The organism is Elusimicrobia bacterium HGW-Elusimicrobia-1 (genome assembly GCA_002841695.1).
In the GTDB taxonomy this organism is placed as follows: Bacteria; Elusimicrobiota; Endomicrobiia; order PHAN01; family PHAN01; genus PHAN01.
Window position 1 is genome coordinate 126,030 of the sequence record PHAN01000002.1, and the last position, 25,619, is coordinate 151,648.

Below are 25,619 nucleotides of genomic sequence, written 5' to 3' on the forward strand. Positions count from 1 at the left end.
ATTTTTGGAAAGCGCCTTTTCATTATGTATAATTCGGCTGACAACCTTGGATAACCGGAGGAAATATGGCTCAAGTCATCATCAAAAATGTCTGGAAAAAATACGGGGACGCCGAAATCGTAAAAAATTTCAATCTTACGATAGCGGACAAGGAATTCTGCATTCTCGTGGGCCCGTCGGGCTGCGGCAAAACGACCACGCTTCGCATGATAGCCGGACTCGAAGATATTTCATCCGGAGAGATCCTCATCGGGGACGTTGTCGTCAACGGTGTGCCTCCGAAGGACAGAGACATCGCCATGGTCTTCCAGAACTACGCGCTCTATCCGCATATGAATGTGCGCGACAACATGGCCTTCGGACTGAAGCTGCGGGGTTATTCAAAAAAACTCATCGACGAGCGTGTCAACGAAGCCGCCGACATTCTCAACATAAAACATCTCCTGGCCAGAAAACCCAAGGATCTCTCGGGCGGTCAGCGTCAGCGCGTTGCAGTGGGACGGGCCATCGTCAGAAAACCTAAGGTCTTTCTTTTCGACGAACCGCTCTCCAACCTTGACGCCAAACTCCGCGCCCAGATGCGCGCGGAACTCAAAAAACTCCACCAGCGACTTCAGGCGACGATGATATACGTCACGCACGACCAGATCGAGGCCATGACGATGGGCGATAAAATCTGCGTGATGAAAGACGGCGTGATACTGCAGGTCGACGAGCCGATTAAACTTTATTCGGATCCGGTCGACAAGTTCGTGGCCGGCTTTATCGGCTCCCCGCCGATGAACTTTTTCGATTGCAAGGTGGCCGCGAAGGATGACGCGGTGTGGATATCCGAGGGTAGTTTCGATATTAAACTCTCCGCTAAATTCACCGCCGCGCTTAAAAATCTCGACGGTAAAATGGTTACGGCCGGCATCCGCCCCGAAGATATTCACGACAAACTCTTCTATCGCATAGGCCCCATGGACGGCAATATCTTCACCGCTACGGTGGACGTCATAGAGCCGCTCGGCGCCGAGATTTATCTGCATATGAACACCGGGAAAAACTCTTTCGTCGCAAAGGTTGATTCGCACAACACCGCTAAGCCCAACCAGATTCTCGAACTCGTCGTCAATGTCGATAAAATAAAGATTTTCGACAAGGAAACCGAAACGGCGCTGGCTTGAAAGCGGAGGTAAATGATAAATGGTGAATGGTGAAAAGGATAATGTCTCACTAAATAATGTGCGCTCCGTAAAGGTAGTGTAGCCCTTTATGGGCGTTTCTTTATGGGCGTTTCTTTATGGGCGTTTATTGACGGGGACAAGCCCCTACACTACACCAAAATAGGAAGTAAGAGGCAAAATATGAACCCAAAAACAAAAACATTTTTGGCGGCTGCTTTTTTTTGTGTATCGACGATATCCGGTTTATTCCCGCCGCCCGCGCACGCGCGAGGGCTTGAAACGCCCGTCATCGACGTCGAGGCGGGTTCCGTCGTCGAGATGCCGCTTGATTTGTTCGTCGGCGCGCCCGTCGCGTCGGGGCCGGCGGTTACCAATATATCCGGCGCGAAGTCCGTCCGCGTTTCCGTCGCGCCAAAAAGATCCGCCCTCGTCATTTCGGCGCCGGCGGGTTTTTCGGGCTTCGACGCTTTCGTCGTCTCGGCTTCCTCCGACGGCAAAACGACTTTTTCGCGCGCCGTGGCGGTGAGGGTGACAGCGCCGCGCCGGACTGTTTTGCGCTATAAACCGGCAAAATCCGTCAAATCCGTCGCCGCGGCGGGGGACTTTAATTCGTGGAATCCTTCCGCCTCGCCCATGACGGGGCCCGACAAGAAAGGTTTCTACTCCATTGAGCTTAAACTCGCCGCCGGAGAGTACAATTATAAGTTCGTCGTCGACGGACAATGGCTCGCCGACACGGCCAACCCCGCATCCGTCCCCGACGGCTTCGGCGGAACGAACTCCGTTGTTTTCGTAGGCGCGCCGCCTAAGTCCGGCCGATGGCACAGCGTTGTCGTCGACGATACAACCGCGCGCGTCGCGTATATCGCCGGCAAAGCCGCGCCGTCTTTCGACGCCGCATCGCTGTTGCTCGTCTCCGGCGATAAAATCCTCGCCCGCGGAGGCGACTATTCCGTTGATGAAACGCGCGGCGAAATAGCGATTAAACTCGCATCCCTCGGTTCGCCGCCCGCCGACGTCATGATATTGGCCCGCGATAAATCGGGTGCGATACTGAGCGGCTTCGTCGCCCGCTTTCCGTCGGACGACGGATGGAACGGGCGGCTGATGTACTTCGCCTTCACCGACAGATTTCACAGCGGCTCGGCCGCCAATGACCGGCCATCCGGCGACCCTGACGTTGCGCCGGCGGCGGATTTTCGCGGTGGCGATTTTGCCGGCATCACAGAAAAACTCCGCGACGGCTATTTTGAGCGGCTCGGCGTGGGAGCGCTGTGGATATCGCCTCACTTTAAGAATCCCGACCGGCCATATATCGACGCTCTTCCTCCGCATAGAAAGTTTACCGGCTATCACGGCTACTGGCCGGTTTCTTTCGACGAGACCGACCCGAGATTCGGGACTATTGAAGAACTCCGCGAACTCGTGGCCGCGGCCCATAAGCGCGGCATCAAAGTCATTCTCGATATGGTGTTAAACCACGCCCACGAGGAAAATCCCGTCTACAAGAAAAATCCCGGATGGTTTTCAAAAATTACTCTGGCCGACGGCCGCAAAAATATCCGTCTTTTCGACGAGCGTCCGCTCGACACGTGGTTCGACGACTTCCTGCCCGACTTTGCCTACGAAGGTAATCCCGCCGCCGTCGAATATATGGTCTCAAACTGCCTCGATTGGATCAAGAAAACAAACTGCGACGGCTTCCGCCTCGACGCCGTCAAGCACGTGCCTATGGTATTCTGGACGGAACTCCGCCGCCGCATCCGCCGCGACATCGAAATCCCGCGCGGAGAAATGTTTTACCTCGTAGGAGAAACCATCTCCGGACGCGAAAAAATAATGGAATACGTCGGCTTTGATAAACTCGACGGACAGTTTGATTTTCCGATATACTGGGCGATAAAAGACGTCTTCGCCTGGCAAACTAAAGGTCTCGACTATCTCGAACGCGAGAGCGGGAAATCAGCTTTGCAGTACGTCGGATCCATTCCGAGCCCGCTTTTGGGCAATCACGACTTTGCCCGTTTCAGCGCTTTCGCCGACGGCGCGATACCTCCCGGTTCCAACGAAAAAGCGCGCTCGTGGGACAATCGCCCCGAAGTCAAAAACCGCTCTACCTATCAAAAACTCCGTATGGCTTTCGCTTTTCTTCTCTCTGAGCCGGGCGTTCCCATGATTTATTACGGCGACGAAATAGGCCTCTCGGGCGCGGGCGACCCCGACAACCGCCGAATGATGAAGTTCGACAAACTCTCAGGCGACGAGCGCGAAACCCTCCAATATGTCGGCGCGCTGGCCGCGTTCCGCCGTGCCTCCAAGGCGCTCCGTTTTGGCGAGCGCCACACGCTTGTGTCGTCGGAAAACACCCTCGTTTACCTCAAAAATTATTTCGGCGAAACTGCCGTCGTTGCAATCAACCGTTCGCCCCGCCCCGCCGAAGTCAGCGTTGAACTTCCGCCGTTTTTCAAAAACCCCGCGTCCTTTGAAGACGTAGTAAGCGGCAAAAAAATCCAACTCAAAAAGTTGCGCATCCCCCCGATGAGCGCCGTCGTCCTTCGCGGCATCTGAAACCTCGCGCATCCAATCTCACCCATTGTTATTGCGAGCCCCGAAGGGGCGTGGCAATCTCCCTATACGCGAGATTGTTTTGTCAGTAGGGACAGGTCGCGACCTGTCCCTACAAAATCCTCGCAATGACAACAATGCTCTCGCCCGCCGTTTTTCGTCGCCCCCTATCCCACAAAAACCTTGACTTTTCGCCGCGAATCTGCTATAAATACCGTATTAAACGCGAAGTGTGATGTTCGATTGATGTTTTGCTGCGATATGTGTAGCGGCGGGATTGCTATCCCGCAATTATGGCGCATAGCAATGCGCCCGCTACATAATCATACATGAAAGCAATCTCATATAAAGCGAGGATATGTAAATGTCAAGAAAACTCCTTAAAATTTCCGAAGCCGCCAAACTTGTAGGCGTCCTTCCATCCACAATCCGTTACTACACCGATATCGGACTTTTGAAGTCAAGCGACGAAACCAAAGGGGGGCACCGCCTCTACGACCCCGACGACGTCGCCGCGATCGTAAACAAGATAAAGTTTCTCTCGGCCCGCGGACTCACTATGGATGCCATAAAAAAAGAACTCGCCGCCGGCAGAAAATCCAAAAAAATACTGGTGATAGACGACGAACCGGAGGTGGGAAATCTCGTCAGGGATGTCGCCGCCGAGAAGTTCCCCGACGCCGAAGTCAAAATCGTCTACGACGGGTTCACCGCCGGCCGCGCGCTGTCGGATTATCTGCCGGATTTAATAGTGCTCGACTTGATGCTTCCGGGGATAAACGGTTTTGAGGTCTGCAAGCAGATTCGCGCAAGCAAGTTTATGAACGGCGTAAAGATTCTGGCCGTAACGGGTTATGATACGACGGAAAACAAAGAACGCATAATGAAATCGGGCGCCGACGATTATCTGGCCAAACCTCTTGAGGTGGCGGCTCTGGCGGCCAAGATTAAGAAGATGATATTGTGATTTTTTTAAGACGTATCCGTAAGAAATACCTCCCCCTTTGGAAAAGGAGGATTGAGGGGGAAATCGGCCTCCCCCTTTTTAAAGGGGGAAAGAGGGGGATTTTAATTTTATGATTTTGCCATACAGTCCCAAGTTAAAATCATATTCAAGAGAATTAAGAAAGAATATGACGGATGCCGAGAAAAAAATATGGGGAAAACTCCGACGGAAGCAATTAAAGAAATGTCAATTTTACAGACAAAGAGTGATAGGTGAATATATAGTGGATTTTTTTGTTCCTCCGCCAAATTGGTCATCGAAATCGATGGCGGCCAACACTATACGAAAGATGGTATGGGCAGAGATAAGATCCGTGATGATTACATTAAAAATCTCGGTGTCAAGATATTAAGATTTACGGACAGAGAAGTTTTACAAAATATTGATTTAGTGGTTGGGCAAATATATGAAAATTTGTAAAAATCCCCCTGTGTCCCCCTTTAAAAAAGGGGGATTAAGACATTTCGTCGAGCTCCCCTTTTAAAAAGGGGGAATAGAAAGCCGCACCCCAAAGATTCTTGTGATTAACGACGAGACGGAAGCACGGAAGATTAAGAAGATATTATTCTGATAGGAACGAACAGTCGGTAACTTTGGGTTAATGATGGTTAAACGGATTTTTGCCGCTATCGGAGTTTGGTTTTTTTTGACGCTTTGCGTTCTGCGCCCCGCCTTTGCCACAACCAATAATACGATAACCATAGACGCCGCCCTCGCCGACTGGCAAAGCAATGAGGCGCTCGGCACTTCTTTCGGGCAATTTTATTTCACATGGGATGCGAGCAATTTTTATTTTGCTTATAATCGCGGCGGAACTTTTACCGCTGACCCGGATGTTGTCTGGATTTATATCAGCACAGTAGCGCCAACATCTACCGCCGGAACTTTTACTTCGGTTGATTGGACTGGCACCCATACACTTCCCTTCCGTGCAGGATACGTCTATTTATTCAGGCCCAATGCCGAGTATAAAACCTACAGAAATTGGACCGGCTCGGCTTGGTCGGGAGATTGGGCGGGGAGCGCAACTACAAGCCAGAATTATGGCAGTGGTATAGTAGAGATAAAAATACCCAGAGCAGATATCGGCAACCCTTCTTCAATCAGGGTTACCATGTATATCACTAACGGGTCAAATAACTATGTTTTTGGAACTACCCCGAGGGAAAATCCCAATGGCGCGACGGGAAGGTTGATGGGTTTGTCTTGGTATTATCCTAATTGCTCATCCACGGGAGTGTTCCCGAATTTAATTAGGTACAGATATCCGGGGGTTGTTATTGCTGATGTGTCGCCAAATGCAGGCGCGGCCGGGAATGATTATGTCACACTGTATAATCCAAATGACGAGGCATTATATTTAAGTAACCTGCAATCGCATCATGGTTTGCCGACCGGATTAGTGTTGCGCTTTAGAACATATAACGGAGCAACGGGAACAAATAAAACACTGACTGTGGTTTCTACAAATACGATCTCCTCGCGAGGATTTTCGTTACTCGCATCCGGGACACCGCCGAAAACCGCCGATATAACTTTTGCTGCTGGGCTGGATACCTCAGATGACGGGGTGGTGATAGCGTATTCCAATACGACAACATTTGGCACCGACACATGGACATTGACCGATCTTTTTGGATGGGGGGGGCAAACAGTCGCCCTTGAAGGTAGCGCTCCCGCCAATCCTGGCACCGCCGATAGTTTTCAAAGAAAAGCATGGTCAACAACCGCAAGTTCCGCATCCATGCGTCTTGATGGCGAGGACACATACGCGGGGCATTTCATGGATACACACAACAACTCAAGCGATTTTGTGACCCTGATAAGTTCGTACATTTCAAATAATAGTTCGGATCCCCGCGAAGGATTCCTCGGCCAGTGCTGGCACATACCGGACAACACCTCCGATTTGGGCGGCATATCAATGCGCAACCCCCTGACGTATATTTATTTAAACACGCCCACAACTTTTTATGTAGGCAATTATTTTCAAGGAACCGGAAACCCGGGCGATATGTCGGGCGGGACGCTTTATTATAAGGCAAAAACGGAACCATCATGGAGTTCCGTTTCTTTTGCCTATGATTCAACATCCGGCAACAATAAATACTGGCGTGCTCTCCTGAATAATTCTTATACAGCGGGGACAACCGTTCAATATTATATCAGCGTAGCATACGCGGACAGCCACGACACCACTCTTCTGTATTACAGCGGCGGACAAAGCAGAAGATGTTACGAAACATACATTGCCACGAATACGCCTTCCGAGTTTATTGTTCAGGCGGACGCCGCGCCGGATCCCATAACGCCTACGCTGTCGCGGGCAGATGAGATGGGAGCGAAAATTTACGTTACATGGGCAGCCCAGGGCGGGATGGACGGCTACAAAATCTATCGCTCATCCGTATCCGCGATAACGAACGGCAATAGGGGCGACGCAAGCCACCCCCTCGACGGAACGGCTACGCCGAGCGCCGCGGAATCGTACACTACGTCCGCCCTATTGCCCAATACCACTTACTGGTTCGCCGTATGCGCCTATAAAGACGCCGTCGAGGGCGACGTCGGTTCGGCGGTTGCCATACGCACCGCCAGAATCTCGATAGACGGTTCCGCCTCCGACTGGGCGACCTCCGTGGAGTCGCCGTGGGTCAATGAATCAACGACCACGCTTGCATCCGGCTCCGGCACAGTTCCTTATTACGAATGGTCGTGGCGCGACAAGGCGTGGGAGCAAAGAACCGATTCCGCTCAGGACGACCGCAATTTCGACCTCAGGAATTTCCGCGTAGCCGCCGACGAGGAATACATTTATTTTTATACGAAATACGACAACATCACCGATAAGGATTTTTATCATTTTGCGGTCGCCATAGACACGGGCGGCGCGACGGGATTAAATTGGCTCGGCGACGATTCCAACTCCGACACGAACGGCGGCACCGCTATGGGCCTCGGCGGCGAATACGTCGGGGCGCTCAAAGCGGCGGCCATACTGGCTTTCCGCTACATTTCCACAGCCGGCACGGATTTCAGGATACATATGTACAAAAACGGCGGTTCCGGATGGGACACGCCCGCGCTCACCGGAGCCGGAAACACTGCCTGCTGGCTTACCACCGGCGACGGCGGATGGATGGAAGCCAAAGTCCGCCGCTCCGACATAGGCGCCGCCGGAATCAAAACCCTGAAATTCTCCGCCGCGGTTTTCGAGAATCTGTTGGGACTCATAGGCGACGTGGACTCGACCAAATACTACGCCCCCGACGCACTCGACGCGATGTCCATAGCGCGTATTTCCGCCGCTTCGACCTACAACGATTCGCAGTGGGGTATGAACTCCTGGGACGAGGACATATCCGATTCCGACGCGGATTTCTGGGCGCAGGCGCAGATAGACGCCTCGGGCCTCAAAATTAACCAACCTCCATCCGCGCCGTCTCTTTCGCTTCCCGCCGATGGCGCGGGTGTCGATATATCCACGCCGGCTTTTTCGTGGAGCGACAACGGCGACCCCGATTCTGGCGACGCAGTGACTTCGTATATGATAGAGATTTCCACCTCGGCGAATTTTCCGACGCTGGTGCAATGTCGGGTCAACGTCGCGGGGACTTCGTGGACGGTGCCGCAGGGGGTTTTGGATCAGGGGCAGTACTACTGGCGCGTCAAAGCGCGCGACCGTGGCGGGGCGGCTTCCGTGTCGTCGGCGTCGCGCTCTTTCATCGTGGACACCTCTCCGCCGGACAAAATCACGAATCTCTCCGCGCTGCCGGGCGATTCCTCCAGTCGGATAAACCTTTCATGGACCGCGCCAGGCGACGACGGCTCCGTCGGCAATATCACCGGCGGCAAATACCGCGTCAAATGGTCTACATCCGCGGTTTCCGACTGGGACTCGGGGACTTGGACGGACTACGTCAACAAATATTCTCTTGAGTTCTCCACCGACGCGACTCCGTCGCACACCCACGGGCTGACAATTACCGGCCTGACGGCGGGCGCGTCGTGCCTGCCGTCAGGCGCGACGTATTATTTCAGAATGTGGACGCGTGACGAAAACGCCAACAACTGGTCGGATATTTCCGTCGGCGCGACGCAGTACTCTCCCGGGTCCCCCGTCGGGCACGCCCACGGCGACAGAGAAACATTCACGGCGCTGACTTCCGGAGGCGCATACGGCTCGGGAACAAATATCGTCTATGCCAAGACGACCGCCTGCGGCAGATTGTTTTTGATACGCGGCGCGTCAAATTTATTTTATGAATACGACATACCCAACGACTTATGGAATTCCAAGGCGACACTTCCTGCCGCGGCCGGCACCGGTTCGGCTATGGTCTGGGTCTCCACGGGCACGGAGGCCGGACAGTCGTGGCTTTACGCCATTCGCGGCGGCGCTCAAGACCATTTTTACCGTTATAACATAGCGGAGGATTATTGGCAGACGATGGCCAATTTGCCCGATGCCGTCGCGGGCGGCGCGGCGATGGTGTGGACCGGCGGCGCCGATATATTCGTGTCCAGTCCCGCAGCCGGCGGGCCGTTCTGGCGATACAACATACCCAACAACAGGTGGAACAACGTTGCCGACGGAGGCGACCCCGCCGATTACGGCGTGGCCTTCGGATTGGGCGGCGGGCTTACATGGGACGGAACATACGTTTACGGCCTGCGCGGCGGCACTCTGAAGACGTTCAAAAGATATTCTCCGTCGGGAGACGCCTGGACCGACCTGACCGGCGCTCCGGAGAACGTCGGCGCGGGCGGCTCGCTGCTTTACACCGGCGGCAACTCTATTTACGCCATAAGAGGCGGAGGTAACACCGACCTTTGGCATTACGACATCGAGACGAGTTCTTGGGTAGTCCTTCCCAATCTTCCCTCCCCGGTAGGCACTAATACCGGCAATCGTCTGGCGTATCATTCCGACAACGGCGCTCTGGACCATCTTTATATCTGGCGCGGTGCGACGGCCAATGACTTGTGGTGTTTTCGGCGGGACATAACCGCCCCGTCGGCGATAGGCGATCTTACGGCTTCCGTGGTGGACGGCTCCTGTGTCGCAATTCGTCTTGAATGGACGGCACCCTACGGCGACGGCACCGAAAACGGCCTCACGGAGACGTCGCAGTTCTGGATACAGTATTCGGATATGGACGTCGGCTGGAGCCGCGCAAACGCCCAGGTAAAAGTAACGGCCGGCCCAGTCGCCGCCGGCGCGCCCTGCGTTTACGATATTAGCGTGCCGCATTGGGGGGTAAGTTACTATTTCAAAATATGGACGGGCGACAAGGTCAAAAACTGGTCTTCGTCATCAAACTCCGGCGGTCCCATATCGGTCACAACTACAAAAACGCTCTCCGGAAAAATCACTAACTCCGAAACAGGACAGCCCATTCAGGGAGTGGGCGTGGGACTGTCCGGTTTCAGGAACGGCCGTACGTTTACCGACGCGGGGGGAAATTACTCGTTCACCGTGCCGGTCTGCCGACAGTACATCGTGATGCCGTCGAGCGCGGCTCTGCATTTTACCACGGCCACGGCAAGCGGCATAGACTCTTCCTATCCCGACCGCTACGAGTTTTCCTCGTTCCCCAACGACCGCAGCGACCTCGACTTCGTGGGGCATCCGACTTACGGCAACCTTTATTATTCCACGGACACCCTTACGACCACCGACATCGTCGGAACCACAAAGAAAATGTCGATAAGATTCACCGCGAACGACACCCGCCCGTACAACCGCGTCTACACCTATAATTCGACCGCCGCCGGCAATGATTCTTACGTGTTCGAGTTGCGCGGCGACGATGGCGATGGCTATCCCGGCATTCTTTTGTCTTCATCCACCGCGAATATATACAAAAACGACGGCTGGCATTACGCCACCGGCGCGTGGTCTCTCACAAAAGGAACCACATATCATATGGTGATATACTCCACTTACACCGCGGCAACCAACTATAGAATAAGAAAATCCGCGCCGCTTTCGTTCAACCGCCCCACAGACGCCGAGCCCGACTTCGCGGCAAATGTTCTGGATTACGGCTTTGACGACAACCCTGATTTCTGGATGGTCAGGAACTTCACGCCCATCTACTACTTCCACTACGCCGCTCCGCCTTATTACCAGGAAGGCAATCCCTTCGGCGTAATCTCGTCGGGCGCGTACTATCAGGTGAAGGGTTCGACATGCATAGGCCAGATATTCACCATGGAAAAGTCGTCGGTATCGGCCAAGGCATTCCACTTCTGGGTAAAACGTTCCGCGGTACAGCCGGAAGACGGCCTTTACTGGTTTCTTCTGGGCCCGAATGACTCGTCCAATGTTTTGTCATCGGGACTTCTGGCCTCTCCTGAGGCCGTCGCCACCGAATTCAACTGGCACATTTCGGAGCAGATGGTGGAATGCCCGGCGCCGCTTTTGAAAGGAAGCACATACTGGATAATTCTTAAATCCACCGGCTCAACGTCGGGCTACTACGAGTTCGCCACCCTCAATCATGGAGCCACCGAAACTTACAGGGACGCCATTACCTATCGCGGGGCTGACAGTACCCTTGTCGTCAACTACGGAACGACGTTTGACCCGCGTACCTCCCGCGATGCCATATTCCGCGTGCGTCACTCCACGGTGGTGACCGGCGGACCAAAAACAATTACGGATTTGGCCGCCGCGACTTCACAGGACGCCGAAGGCGCGGTAGACCTTGACTGGACGTACCCCGGAATTTGCGGTCACGTGGATTTGCCCATAGGCAGCCGCTACTACATACAGCATTCCACGCATCTGGACGCGCCGTTTAACTGGAATGTGGACAATGCTCAGACGGTAATCTCCACCGGACCGGTTCTTGTGGGGGAACATCAGTTCTACACCAAGATGTCCTTGGACGAAGGCAACACTTATTATTTCACCGTCTGGTACTGGCATTCTGATTTTAACGTCACATCTCTTGCCTCCAACGTCGCGACGTCGTGGGCGTCTCTTATAGCGCCCGCGGCCGTAACGAACCTCACCGCGCTTCCCGCTTTGCGCGGACGTTCCATCGATCTGGCCTGGACGGCTCCCGGCGACAACGTAATGACCGGCGACATAACAGGCGGCGCGTACCGTCTGAAATATTCCACTTATGTCGACGGAGGCGATTCGTTCTGGAACGGCGGCGACTGGACCGACCGCACTTATAAGTATGAGATGATATGGTCGACGGATACCTCGCCCGGTCAGGATGAGGCGCTCAACATAACCGCGCTTTCGCCCGGCACGACTTATTATTTCCGGCTTTGGACCCGCGACCGCTTCGAAGACAACTGGTCGAACATTTCAAACGGGGCCACATCGTGGGCGCAGGTGGTAAATCTTTCCGTCTACGTTCTTGATTCGTCCACTTACAATTTCGGAGCCGTGCCCACTCAAATATCGACCGTGTCGCTGAACGGAATAATCGTCCGCAACGACGGCAACGTAAATGCGTCCTATTTGTTGCGCATCGCCACCGGCACAGTGCCTCCGGCCAACACTATCTGGGATACATCCACGACTATCGGCGCCAACAGATTCGTGTTAAAAACAATGTTCAAAAACGCCCAGCCGCTCGACGGAGATTTCGGCGCGGCCGCGGGAGACGACGTGCTCACGCTTGAAGATATTTACGCCACCGGTGTCAACTTTTCCGACGGCACTCACGAAGGCCGCTACATAGAGCCGTTTTTGGCGGCTCCGCTTTTGTCCGACACGACTTTATGGTTCCGTCTCTCCACGCCGCTTTCCACATCGACCACCGAATATCAGACCATACCGGTGGTAATTACAAGCGAGGAGACGTACCCGTAAAGGGCAGTGGTTAGTGGCGAGTGGTTAGTGGATAGAAAGGGCAGTGGTTAGTTTTTTGTTTTTACTATCCACTATTCACTAACCACTCGCCACTATACACTAGCCACTTACTTTTGATTGGAGGAAAAAATGAAAAAATTCTCATCGACAGGGTCATTGTTTATTCTCTTGTTTATCGTTTTTACTATCCACTACCCACTAACCACTAACCACTGTCTTTACGCCGCCGGTCTCTCGTCTCCCAACGCCTCGATGTATCTGGGTAACCTTAAAATCGGCCAGACGTATTCACTCAGACAACTGCTGGGCTACCCATTCAAAGCCACCTACAAAGGACGCTCAATGGCCGACCTGTCCATAAGCGTGATCGCGCTGTCCACCGCGACATCCGACGGATACGAACCCATCCCGTCCAACGACTGGATAGAAATCGAACGCTCGCATTTCTCTCTCGATCCGGGCCAGACCGCCGAAACCGACATCCTCATAAAAATCCCCGACGACACCGCGCATCTTGACAAAAAATATATCGTCATAATACAGCCACAGTCGGGCGCGCCGCGCGCCAGCGGAGCGGGCATTGTTTTCGGCACGGCGCTCAGGTGCCAGTTGCGCCTCGACATAGCCGCGCTTCCTCCCACGCCGGACGAAATCCGGCAGTTACGGCGCCTTCGGCACGGACAGTCGGTCGGTGTGGTTGTGTCTCCGGAAAGAATTTTCGTAAACGAAATCGAGGCGGGAAAAAAGATAGACGTCAAAAAAACTTTCGGCGATGTTATAAAAATAGTGAACTCGTCGGATTTCGACGTAGAGGCCGTCATAGAGTCCGCCGACCCCGCCAAGTTCGGGATGTTCGCCCCGTCGGGTTATGAAACCGCCCCCGATCACAAATGGCTTGTGCCCGCAAAAAGAAAAATCAAGATTCAGAAAAACCGCATAGCCGAGGCGCCGGTTACCATAAACATTCCTTCCGGCCCGGAACACGAGGGGAAAAGCTACTATTTCGCCATTGCCGTAACCGTCAAATCGCCCATAAGAGAAGTCAATCATCTGGTCAGATTCTTTGTGGATATGAAGTAGCAGTGGTTAGTGAAATAAAAAAAAGTGGTTAGTGGATAGTAAAAATGAAAAAGGGGGGGAATAGTATGATAGGAGTTAGGAGTTATAAAGATTTAATAATCTGGCGAAAAAGTATGGAACTTGTAAAAATTGTGTACAAAGCGACCAGTAGTTTCCCGCAAAAAGAATTATTCGGATTGACAAATCAGATGAGAAGGGCAGCCGTATCGATACCTTCAAATATAGCGGAAGGGCAGGCCAGAAACCATACGAAAGAATTTGTGCAGTTTCTGTATCAGGCGTTGGGCTCCCTGGCGGAACTTGATACACAGGCAATAATAGCCAAGGAACTGGGTTATCTAAAAGCAGTGGATAGTGGTGAGTGGATAGAAAGACAAACTGCCGAACTTCAAAAGATGACACACGGCCTACTCAAAAAACTAACCGCTATAGACAGTGGATAGTGGCGAGTGGTTAGTGGATAGAAAGGGCAGTGGTTAGTTTTTTGTTTTTACTATCCACTATTCACTAACCACTAACCACTGCCCCTAAAAAACCCTTGACTTTATATAATTATTTTGCTATATACTGTATATCAAACAGGAAGCATACTTCTTAATTTAACATCTTGAATAAAATGAGACGTGGGTTGGCCCGCCGAAGAAGGGCAGGAGGTGAAAAAAGGTCGTATGATTCAATCTTTAAAAAGCAATAGAGAAAAAGAGCTCGCGGCGTCGGTGGTGACGGAGTGCGCACCGTCATCCGTGACAGGCGCGGGCAAAAATCAAAAGGAAGAGGGAGGATTTATGAAGAAGCTATTTTTTATGCTTCTGGCCGCCTCCGTCGTGGGGCTTTTTGCCTCGACGGTAAAGGCAGCCGACTGGGACAACGCCTACGTCGTAGTGCGTTGCACGGTTAACGTGTCGGTTGATGTCGCCCCCACAGGCACAGACAACGCCTGGGTGCCATACATCAACGACGCGCCGGGTACCGGACCGTACAACGGCGGTGTCAATCAGATATATGTGTCGACGGGTGTGGCCGTGAGGAACACAAGTTCTGGTGCCATAACCAACTGGACGCTCCATTTGGTATCGACGCAGACCTATTCGGCTACGCCTGATATAGCCGATTTCGCCAACACGACGACCGCATATCCGGACTGGACGTACGGCAACAATCTTACGGCCAATGGCCCAAACAAGATTGTAATCGCCGCTGTTTTCAAGAGTAATCCCGCCGTCTTGGGCGATTACAACGACCTGGACGTGCTCTTCTCCACGGGCACGGTCTATAAGACAGGTTCGGCAGATTTAGGCCCCGCTGCCGACGAATATTTCGGCGCTGTAGCCAGCGGTAACAACCTGAATATGGTCGCGCCGACAGACACAAGGAACCTGTACTTCAGGGTTCTGACGCCCTCGGCCGTTACGGACAGTATGTATCGTAAGTTCGAGGTATTGGTCAAGGCCGGTTTAGGTCTATAAAGATTAGTCACAGCAGTTTAAGGTCAGCGTAAGTTGGTCTTTGGTATCCCGCCGTAGTCCGGCGGGACTCCATAGGTTAACAAAATTACTCCCCGTAGAGGTAGACTTCCGTGTCCGCCATCATGGACGCGAATGTTTTCGGGTGTCATTTTCCCGAGACGTTTGCGACCCCGGAATTATCGGTGGCGCCGATGAAGTCGGCGCCCCATCTGTTTAAAGATTATTTTGCCGTCGCGGCTATGCGCCCGACGGCTTTTGTTTTTTATAGCCGAATAAACGATTTTGCCGGCGGATGCGGTTGTCTATTCTCTACGGGGAGAAAAAACATCACCCATTCGCCGGCCTTCTTTTTTGCGGAGCGGAGGTCTATCTCTACGGGGAGAAACGCCTGCCGCTCCGCTTACTATTTTGCAGAAACGCGTCGGGAAAATCCCCCTGTATCCCCCTTTAAAAAGGGGGAATATCGCACCTCCCCCTTTGGAAAAGGGGGACTGAGGGGGATTTCAAAAAACCATTTTGCCGGCGGACCGGAAGTTTGCCTCTACGGGGAGTGCATCACTACCGGTCCCGCCGGCTTACTTTTTTTTGCGGACGGACACGAACGTCGAACCTCTACGGGGAGGCAGTACGCATCGCCCGTCCGCATCTTTTTCGGGGGGCGTACGAGCCGCCCCTTCAACTATCGGGGGCGGACACGGTTGTCTATTATCGGAGTTTATCCCCGCGAAGGCGGGGAGGGAGAAAAACACCGCCGCGTACCGCCCCCATATTTTCTTATCGGAGAAATATTATGACTAAAAATGTTTTCACCCCGCTTGCTCTGCTGATTTTATCGGCATTTATTGCGCCGCGCGGTTTGGCGGCGGCCTCGATTGCCACCAATTACTCCGACGTTTACGTGGACAATCTTAAAATCGGCGGCTCCTACAATCTTACGGCCACCGCCAATTATCCTATGTGGATATTGTGGAAAGGCGGCGACAGGGCGCTGATAAAAGTGACGCCGAAACTGCCTTTCAAGGAAGTTATGCGCGCGGGATACGAACCCGTGCCCGATATTTCGTGGATAACGGTTTCAAAAAAAGAGTTTGAACTGATGAGCGACGAAACGGCCAATATCGACGTAACGGTAAACGTGCCAAACGACCCGAAACATCTGGGCAAAAAATATCAGGCGCTCGTCGAGGTTTCGGCAAATCCGCCCAAGGGTTCGCCCGGCGTCTCGATTGCCCTTGCCGTAAACGGGAAGATACTTATGAGCGTGGCCGGCAAGCCGCCGACCGAAGAGGAATTGTCCGAATTAAGGCGCGAACGAATACGCGCAAGGCGGGGGGTGATCATTGAGCCGGAGCGGCTTGAGGCATCGGTAAAAGCGGGGGGCATCAACGCCGAATTAACGGCCGACGAACCGCTTAAAATTATCAATTCGTCGAGGGAAAAAGTGTCCGTGACGATAGAATCCGTCGCGCCCGAAGTCGCCGGGATATCGGCGCCGTCGGGATATGCCAAGGGCGCGGCCAAGGACATAAGTTTTTCAAAGACGTCGGCGTCTCTTGAGCCGGACAAGATTGAAAATATCGGAGTGTTTCTCAGGAAAGTGCCGTCGGACAAGTCGTTTTATATTGTCAGAATAACCATAAAGTCGCAGACGCTTGAAGTCGCAAAATTCGTGAGGGTTTATGTCAACTGAGAAAAAGTGGGTAGTGGATAGTGACGAGTGGTTATGGGTAGTGGATAGTGGCGAGTGGTTAGTGGATAGAAAGGGCAGTGGTTAGTTTTTTGTTTTTACTATCCACTAATCACTATCCACTCTCTTTAAAGGAGGCAGTATGAACGGTTTAAGTCGTTTCAAAGATGTCCCGCAAACGGTGCGGGAAACAAAATCAAGTCCCCCGACGGAAACGCGGGGACAGGGAGGCAGTATGTTTTACAAAGTGAAATCCCGCATAGCGGGATTCGGAAAGTTGTTGTTGTTATCGGCGGCAGCCGTTGGTCTGGGCGCCATTTCGGCGTCTCAGGCGCAAGCGGCCACGACCGCATCGGCGTATATCACGCTGAGATGCACGGCCACCGTCGCCATAGAATTGTTCAGCGGCGGGTCACTTCCGACCTCCGCGACCTTCTATGATTTCGGCGAAGTCGGGGCCGCGGGCGTTTACGTCTCGGCTAATCCCGTGGGCGTAAGAAACAGCGGAGTGGGTTCCATAGCCAATTGGACGCTCGACATCACGGAAATTACGCAGGACGGCGGAGCCAGCGCGTGGGTCATAGGAAACACGCCGGGGCTTAACAGAATGACGCTTCACGCAAAGTTCTCGACGAACACGCTTACGTCAGGCGACTTTGATGTGGCGCTGGATACTGTTTCCACGACGGCTCAGGGCGCCAAGGCCTATCGCCTCGACGTGGTGAACGGCAGCCATTTCTATGACCAGATAGCATCTTATGTCGAGTCGTCATTCAGTCCCAACGCGTCCAAGGTGCTTCCGGCCAGCTATAGCGCGACGAAGTCCGAGCGTCATATGTGGCTCAAGCTCCAGACGCCTACGGCATTTGAAAACGCCAACGCCCTTACAGCCATAACGCTGAGGGTCAGCGCTTACTAAAAGAAGGCGGAGCGGCAAATCGTCCGCGCCGCGCGCAAAGTCCGTTTTATCATATTGCGCGCCAAGCGAGACAGGATTTCCGTTTTCCGTCGATGTCTCCTTTGTAACAGGGAGTCGCATCGGTGAAAAGGAATAAATCTCTTTCCACTATCTTCTTAAGAGCGCTGCTGACAGGGATTATAGCGGCTCACGGGGCTCCTATGCCCTCGATGCTGTACGCCGCCCCCGTTACGCTTCGCGGCTCACCGCCTTACGCGGGACCGCCGAACAGAGTCACGTCCATCATCGCCGCTCCCGATTTTTCAGCGCCGGAAGCGGAGGGGAAAATAAAGTTGAACTGGACGGCTCCGTCGGACGCCGGAGGTCTGGACGTTTTCTCCTACATAGTCAAGTACGCGACTTTTTCCGTCGCGGATATGGGAGGGGACAAAGACGCCTGGTGGGATCATCCGCAATGTATAACCGCCTTTGATCCGGAACTAAACGTTCGCTGGGGCAAAAAATCTCTCGTGTCGTCGCAAGGAAACGAAATAATATCGGTATCCGGCCTTGAATCCGGAACGTATTATTATTTCGCGGTCAAGTCCGTCGACAGATACCACAGATTCTCCGTCTGGGACATACCTTACGACGGTGTATCCTCGCAAAGCAACGCTTACGCCACCACTCCGCCGTGGCAGCCCTACATAGTCACAACGCTTGCGGCAGAACCTATGGCGGCAATAAGAGCGGCGGCAATGCTTGAATGGTTCGCGCCTTTGTTTGTGGAGAATAATCCGCCTTACGAAATTCTTCCCGGTCACATAAAACAACTCGGACAGTACTGCATCCAGTATTCTACGGCGCCTCCGCCCGAGCCCGTCAACAGACCCAACCAGCCGAACAACTGGGCGGCTTCTCAAAGAATCATAGTATCCACACGCAACGTCCAATCGGGCGACCTGCAAAACTACGTCCTTACGGGACTCTCGCACAATACCACCTATTACGTCCATCTTTTCACCAAAAACGAATGGCCTAACAAGTGGTCTTATGCGTCATACCCAGTCACTACGGTGCGGCCTTACATAGACCTCTCGCCCGTGGACGATCTCGTCGCTACCGCGTCGGCGTCCGCCGACAACGATATAGCCAGTTTCGTCACGCTTTCGTGGGAAAATCCCGAAAACGAGCAGTTCTTCGCCGGCGCGCGCGTGGGATATTCCACGTCGTCGTATCCGTCATCGCCCGATTCCGGAAATTATTTTGATGTAGAACCTCTTGCGTCCGGCACATCCACCGACTACGCGCATATCCGTTTGCTGCCGCGGCATAATTATTATTACTCCGTTTGGGCGTACGACTCCAACCACTTCTACTCCTCGCCGCGCAATGCGCAAACGTTCACATCGTTCGATATAAATCCGCCCGCCGGCGTCAAAAATATAACGTCCTTCGTCGATGTTTCTACCGACGGAGACGAAGACGCCTATGCCATACGCCTGGCGTGGAGCGCGCCGGACGCATCGGCCGCTATGCTTTACAGGAATATCGACTTTGACAGAGTCAGGGTCTATGTCAGCACGACCTCGGCCGACCCCGCCGACCACGTGTATCTCTCGACGGCCTCCGCCTCCGAGACGGCGTTTATTCATTCAGGCGCGGCGCCCTACACGACATACTATTACTCGTTTGCGAGTGTAGACGCAATCTCAAACGAGCAGACGGCCGTAGAGCGCTCGACTCACTCGGTCTATATCTGCGAAGATCACGTGCCGCCGTCGGCTCCGACTATTGTAACCCATCTCTATACCGCTTCGCGCGAATACGCCGACGGCTGCAAAGTCGCGCTCACGTGGCGAGCTCCGCCGGAATCGCATTTTGCGCGTATAGTCGCCAGAATATCGCTCGACGGCTTCCCGCTGTCCGTTTCCGACGGCGACGCGCTTACGGAATGGACCGGACTGCCCGACGCGACCGGCTCCGCGGAATTTAAGCGGCTTGTATCGCTTACCACCAATTACATATCGCTGTTTGCCGTCGCCGAGCGCGGCGCGGCGTCGCGGCCGGCTAAGGTCGCGGTCTACACTGATATTCCGTGGACGGATACCGTCTCGCCGCACGTGCCGCGCGACGTCAGGATTTCGTCATCGCGCAGGGTTACGTGGAGCCCCGTGAAATACGACGCTAACCTGGCGGCCATACCCAACTATGCGACGCCGCGCACTGACCAGATTTACTTCTACGAAATCCTCAAATCTACGTCGATGAAAGGCCCCTGGATCGTCGGAGACAGAATGAATCCGTCGCTGACTTTCTGCGACATCGCCGCGGCGGCGACCGGATATTACAAGATACGGGCCGTCGACGCGGGACGCAACTGCGCCGACTCATACGCCTTCGACCTCGACGGCAACATATACGTCGCCGCGGGCGATTCAAGCTACGTGAAAGTGCCGGCGGACATCGTTTCGTCCTTGCGCACGCCGTCGAATCCGGCCAAGGATTCGCATCTGCTTTCGCTTTCGCGCGTTCCCGCCGACGAGAAAGGCATAATCTATAAGTCCGTGGAGTTCCGCTCGTCGGCCATATCCGAGACGTCCGACGCTATGCGGCTCCAAGACGTCCCCGGGTTCTCTCTGGGCGCGCCCGGAGCGAAACTGGCGTTCAGCTATGATACGGACAGAGATTCCGTCGCCGTCGCCGCGCCCTCGCGCAAAGCGCCGTCGCGCCCGGAGATACAGTCGCAGCTCGGAGTGTTCTATTACAACGGGGTCGAGTGGCAGAGGATAAATCTCTCGGCTGCCGCGCCCGACGGCTATGTTATCTCGTCCGTGCGGTTCGCGGGCAAATATCAACTCCGCCGCGCCGCCTCTACGGGCGAGTTCGCTTTCTACGATGCCGTCCCGCGAATCATCACGCCCAATAACGACGGTATCAACGACAGGGCGATGTTCCGCTTTGCCAATCCGCAGGGACGCTCGATTACGCTTAAAATTTACGACATCAATTCCGTTCTTGTAAGAGACATAGGCGAGACAACGGCCGCGTCGGACACGCCCGGCGAGCATATATTCTGGGACGGTCTCGACGACAACAATCGCATCGTCGCGCCCGGCGTCTATGTTTATCAGTTGGAACTTGAAGAAAAAATTATCAACGGCACCATAGTGGTGGCCAGGTAAAGATAAAGAAGTGAATAGTGATTAGTGGATAGTAAAAGAAAAAACAAGAAGCAAGATAAACCGTCATTCTGAGCGAAGCGAAGAATCCTCGTCATCTTCCGGCGAAGAATCCTCGCCATACTCTAACAAGATCCTTCGCTTCGCTCAGGATGACAGATAACAAGAATTTTATGGACAATAACAAATATATTTATCGGCGCGTCGCTTCATCGGCGGGCAAACCCAAGTCAATCTCGGAGTTTATCCCGCCACAGGCGGGAGGGAGATTCTCTGTTTTGTCCGCCGACGAGGCGATGCCGTCTTCAAAGGAGCATTTTATGAATACACTTATTAAAATCATCAAAAAATTTCCGCCGCCGTCGTCATTGTTTATTCTCTTGTTTATCGTTTTTACTATTCACTATTCACTATCCACTATTCACCCTCTTTACGCCGCATTCGAGGATATTTCCGTCGGCGGACGTCCCGCGGCTTTTTCCGGCGCGTATACAGCGGTCGAAGGCGACGCGTATTCCATCTACTACAATCCCGCGGCGCTTGCGGGTATGGCAAGGGCCGAGTTCGGCGCGCAATATTCCAAACTTCATACGGGGCTTACGGACGGTTCGGAACTCTCCAACGCTTTTTTCGGCGTGGCGCAGCCGCTTAAATTCGGCTCGGCCGATTACGGCACAATCGGCGCGGGATGGATAAGATTCGACCTTGCGGAACTTTATCAGGAAAATACTATAATCTTGTCCTGGGCGCGTGACATTGTAAAGAACAAACTTTCCTTCGGATTCGGCGCCAAAATGCTCTCTATTACCTACGGCGAAAACGACTACACCAAAAACGCCTTCGACAACGAGGGCAACACGACCGGCGCGGCGGACCCGCTTTTCAACTATGGCTATATCAAATCCGCCGCCGACTTCGACGCCGGAATAAGATACGCTTTCGCCAAAAATTACGCCGTGGCCGCCGTCGCGCAGAATCTGGCGGGCGCAAATATATCGCTCGTCAACGACCCCAATGTCGCGCTGCCGCGTCGTTACCGTTTCGGCCTTGCTCACACCGGCAAGGCCTACGCGCTTTCGGCCGATGTCGCGGGCGCTTCGGACTCTTCGGTAGTGCGCGGAATGGTCGGCGTCGAAAAAAGTTTCGACTTCGGTGGCGCCCTGAGGGCCGGGCTGGGAATGGGCACCGACGGATGGGCCAATATCGCCGGCGGTTTCGGATTCAAAGCCGACGCCCTCAGCTTCGATTACGGCCTCGCATGGCCGTTGTCGGGCATAAAGAACACTTCAGGCAGTCACAGGGTCTCGGTGAATTTCAAATTCGGGCCCGTTATGCGCCACCCCGAATCCGACTCGGAAACGCAGGTGCGCCTGGCGCAGGAAATTACCGCCCGCAAAGAGTACGAGCAGAAATACAGGGTGTCCGAGATAGAACTCGCCCGCGCTAGAGAAGAGATAAGACAGCTCAAAAATCAGATAGAGGAATTGCTCAAGCGTCCGTCGGCTCCCATACCGGCGCCAAGAGAAATCGCGTCGCCCAAGCCGACGGTTACGGAGACGCCCGCGGCCGTCAAACCCGGCGTAACGCCGGCCGCGCCCGCTATGCCCACCGATATCGACGCTTTGAGAGCCGCTTATGCCAAAGAATTCAACCAGTATCAGCGCGACGCTTCCAAAATGGATATTAAGCAGCGCATCGCGGCGGTTGACGTCATAGTCGCGCGTTATCAGGGCAAGATAAAGATAACCGAAGCCGTCGACGAACAGATGATACTCAGGAATGAATTCGCCGCGCAGACCAAGTTCTATAACGACGCGCTTACTTACTACAAACGTCTCGTACGGCAGGGTATATCCGTCGAGGAGCGCAAGGACATACTCAATCGCATGATAACCAAGTACCAGGTGCTCGGCGTCGATGTAACTGTCGCCAAAGAGGAGCTTAAGACGGTAAAATAATATATCGGCGGGACACGGGGTCTACATCGGAGTTTATCCCGCCATAGGCGGGTGGGGGGAGGAAAGAACACCCGCTGTCCCGCCGGAAAAGCAAATTAGAAATCCCCCTGTATCCCCCTTTTAAAAGGGGGGTTGAAAGAGATTGTCGGGTGAAGTTCATCCCCCTTTGAAAAAGGGGGAAAGAGGGGGATTTAATGTTGGCGGCTATATTCCGGATTTTTGTCAGGCGAATAAAGGTAATTTTATGATATGAGGCACAATTATGAAAATAAATAAAACATTCTCAGCCGTAATGGCCGCGCTTGTCGCCTGCGCTTGTCTTGCCGCGCCGGCGCCGGCCGAGTTCCGTCTCGTCGATGTAAAGCCGCGCGTGCTTACGCCCGGCGGCTCGTCGGGTTTCAACGACCGCGTAATATTTTCTTTCGTCGAGCCGGACGAAAAGCTCACTTTAAGAATATTCACTCTCGACGGCAGAAAGATAGAGGAAATTGATTACGGCGCGGCCGGAACGGAACGTCTCGTCTGGAACGCCTGCGCCGCGGGGTCAATGGTGTCGCCCGGCGTTTATATTTATCAGCTTGAAGCCGACGGAAAAGTTTTTTCGGGGACATTGGTGGTGGCAAGATAAAATAAAGTGATTAGTGGCGAGTGGTTAGTGGTTAGTAAAAGAAAAAGCAAAATGTCATTCCCGCGCCGCGCCGTAGGCGATGCTCCGCAAATGCGGGGCTGTGGGAACGCGGAAATCCAGAGCAATTAAATAGAGTCAAGAAGCGAGAGTCAAGATAAATCGTCATTCTGAGCGCAGCGAAGAATCCCCGTCATATTCCGGCGGGGAATCCTCGCCATACTCTAAGAGGATCCTTCGCTTCGCTCAGGATGACAGCTAAGGTGTTTATGGTTTGTTATTCTCAATGAGAAGCAAGAGGCGGGAATGATATTATGAGAATACGCACACGACTTACTATTTCATTCGGGTTGTTCGTTGCGCTGGTGTGCTCTATCGCCGCCTTGAATCTTTATATGAGCGCGATTTTAAGAGACAAGCTGGACTCGAGCATTTCCTACGCCCAGGTACTGTCCTTCTGGCGCGAGACGGATTTTGCTTTTGCAAGGCAGCGCCGGACCATAGATTATTACTTGATGTTCGCCACGCCCGCCGAGAAGGAATCGTTCAATACCCAGGGGTTGCTCATCGTAAGGAAAATCGATGAGTTTATAAATCTTATAAGATTGTCGTCGGAGGCAAAAGACATAGCCGTCTGGCGCGACGCCTACCGTGATTATGCCGCCGCCGTGAACAGGATGTTCTCATCGCACACTCCGGAGGAAACTCCGATGAGATACTTTGAACAGCGCGTGGAACCGGCTATGAAAGCGCTCACCGATGATATAACCGGGCGCATAGACGACTACGCCATCCGCATAGATTCAATAGAAAAGGATATCGCGGCGCGCACTCGCAAAAGTTTCATATTTTCCGTCATGGGAGGGCTCGCGGCGCTTTTTCTTGCCGCCTATCTGAGTGTCTCTCTATTCCGCTCGATTTCCGTGCCCATAAAAACTCTGGAAGACGGCGCCCGCTTGATAGGTTCCGGAGACCTTACGCACACCATTATTCTTAAGCGCGCCCCGCCGGAACTCAAAACCCTCGCGGATAATTTTAATTCTATGGTCTCGAACCTCGCCAAACTTCAGCTGCAAGTAGTGCAAATGGACAGGATGTCGTCGATAGGTCAATTATCCGGAGGCGTTGCGCACGAAATAAATAACCCGCTTACAGGTGTGCTGGGGCAGGCGCAGCTTTTGCTTGAAAAACTGCCCGAGGACTCGCTCTACCGCAGTCACATCGTTAAAATAGAATCGGCGGCGCAGCGGTGCCGCAAGATAGTCCGCTCTCTTCTGGATTTCTCGCGCGACAAGGACTACAACTTCGCCCCGACGGACATCAATCAGATAATCGAAGAAACGTTGGACCTTTTGTCCAGCGAATTGCAGTCAAAGAGCATAATCGTCAAAAAAGACCTTAAGCCGGTGCCCAAAGTCATGGCTTCGCCGTCGCATATGCATCAGGTGGCGCTCAACATAATGACCAACGCCACTCAGGCCATGAAAACCGGAAACGGTACGCTTTTCGTATCGACCTATCGCAGCGGACAGGAAGTCGCGATATCGATAAAAGACACGGGAATCGGCATCAAAAAGGAACATATCAATCATATATTCGACCCGTTTTTTACGACTAAAGACATAGGCCAGGGAACCGGCCTCGGTCTTACGATTTGTTACGGCATAATTCAAAAGCACAGTGGCTCAATTACGGCGTCAAGCCCGGGAGAGGGAAAGGGAACGGAGATAATTATTCGTTTGCCGATCGCCAAAATATGAAAAGAATAGTGATAGTCGAGGACGATGCCGACGTCGCCGAGGTTGTAAAAGTCATAGCCGAAAAACTCGGCTTTGAGTACGCGCTTTTCGGCGAGCCCGTTCCGGCCGTGGAGTTCATAAAAAAAACGCTTCCGGATCTCGTGCTTCTCGACATTATGATGCCCGGAGAAATAAACGGATTTGAAGTGGCCAGAACGCTTCGCGCCGGAGCCCTTACCCGCAAGATTCCCATACTTGCCATGTCCGGCTATGATTCCCAGCAAACGCAGTCGCGCATATTTTCCGCCGGCGCCGACGATTATATAGCCAAACCTTTCGACTTGAAGGATTTGGAAAAACGCATAAAGTCGCTGACGGGCGCCTGATCCGCCGCGAAGACGGAT

The 25,619-nt window shown here is 53.4% G+C and carries 15 protein-coding genes and 1 pseudogene; all 16 read left to right on the top strand.

The genetic code is table 11. The features are described from left to right. The first annotated feature begins 65 nt into the window (after positions 1-65). Positions 66-1,169, top strand: coding sequence for a glycerol-3-phosphate ABC transporter ATP-binding protein (locus CVU77_01440; GenBank protein ID PKN02112.1), 1,104 nt, complete (start codon positions 66-68; stop codon positions 1,167-1,169). Positions 1,170-1,271: 102 nt separating this feature from the next. Beyond that, positions 1,272-3,737 (top strand): hypothetical protein, encoded by a 2,466-nt coding sequence (locus CVU77_01445; protein ID PKN02113.1) that lies wholly within the window; start codon positions 1,272-1,274, stop codon positions 3,735-3,737. 361 nt (positions 3,738-4,098) lie between these two features. After that, positions 4,099-4,701 (top strand): hypothetical protein, encoded by a 603-nt coding sequence (locus CVU77_01450; GenBank protein PKN02114.1) that lies wholly within the window; start codon positions 4,099-4,101, stop codon positions 4,699-4,701. Positions 4,702-4,813: 112 nt separating this feature from the next. Further along, positions 4,814-5,160: pseudogene (locus CVU77_01455) on the top strand (hypothetical protein). Positions 5,161-6,484: 1,324 nt separating this feature from the next. Beyond that, the gene (locus CVU77_01460; protein ID PKN02115.1) at positions 6,485-12,580 is read left to right on the top strand and encodes a hypothetical protein; all 6,096 of its coding nucleotides are present in this window, start codon (positions 6,485-6,487) and stop codon (positions 12,578-12,580) included. 252 nt (positions 12,581-12,832) lie between these two features. After that, positions 12,833-13,660, top strand: coding sequence for a hypothetical protein (locus CVU77_01465; protein PKN02116.1), 828 nt, complete (start codon positions 12,833-12,835; stop codon positions 13,658-13,660). A gap of 65 nt (positions 13,661-13,725) precedes the next feature. After that, the gene (locus CVU77_01470) at positions 13,726-14,103 is read left to right on the top strand and encodes a four helix bundle protein (GenBank protein PKN02117.1); all 378 of its coding nucleotides are present in this window, start codon (positions 13,726-13,728) and stop codon (positions 14,101-14,103) included. Between the two features lie 225 nt (positions 14,104-14,328). Beyond that, a complete protein-coding gene (locus CVU77_01475; GenBank protein PKN02118.1) occupies positions 14,329-15,126 on the top strand; it encodes a hypothetical protein in 798 nt (265 codons plus the stop codon). A 122-nt stretch (positions 15,127-15,248) separates the two neighbouring features. Beyond that, entirely contained in the window at positions 15,249-15,920 is a 672-nt protein-coding gene (locus CVU77_01480; protein ID PKN02119.1) for a hypothetical protein, read from the top strand. Continuing rightward, positions 15,917-16,816, top strand: a complete 900-nt coding sequence (locus tag CVU77_01485; protein ID PKN02120.1) for a hypothetical protein — start codon at positions 15,917-15,919, stop codon at positions 16,814-16,816. The genes CVU77_01480 and CVU77_01485 overlap by 4 nt, the downstream gene beginning before the upstream one ends. 139 nt (positions 16,817-16,955) lie before the next feature. Beyond that, on the top strand, positions 16,956-17,732 hold the full coding sequence (locus CVU77_01490) for a hypothetical protein (protein PKN02121.1): 777 nt from the start codon (positions 16,956-16,958) through the stop codon (positions 17,730-17,732). 200 nt (positions 17,733-17,932) lie between these two features. After that, positions 17,933-20,896: a hypothetical protein gene (locus CVU77_01495; GenBank protein PKN02122.1), complete on the top strand. Its 2,964-nt coding sequence runs from the start codon at positions 17,933-17,935 to the stop codon at positions 20,894-20,896. A gap of 149 nt (positions 20,897-21,045) precedes the next feature. Beyond that, complete coding sequence (locus CVU77_01500; GenBank protein ID PKN02123.1) at positions 21,046-22,851, top strand: hypothetical protein; 1,806 nt, start codon at positions 21,046-21,048, stop codon at positions 22,849-22,851. 262 nt (positions 22,852-23,113) lie between these two features. Further along, positions 23,114-23,479 (top strand): hypothetical protein, encoded by a 366-nt coding sequence (locus CVU77_01505; GenBank protein PKN02124.1) that lies wholly within the window; start codon positions 23,114-23,116, stop codon positions 23,477-23,479. 311 nt (positions 23,480-23,790) lie between these two features. After that, positions 23,791-25,236: a hypothetical protein gene (locus CVU77_01510; protein PKN02125.1), complete on the top strand. Its 1,446-nt coding sequence runs from the start codon at positions 23,791-23,793 to the stop codon at positions 25,234-25,236. Beyond that, complete coding sequence (locus CVU77_01515) at positions 25,233-25,601, top strand: hypothetical protein (GenBank protein ID PKN02126.1); 369 nt, start codon at positions 25,233-25,235, stop codon at positions 25,599-25,601. The genes CVU77_01510 and CVU77_01515 overlap by 4 nt, the downstream gene beginning before the upstream one ends. The last annotated feature ends 18 nt before the right edge of the window (positions 25,602-25,619 follow it).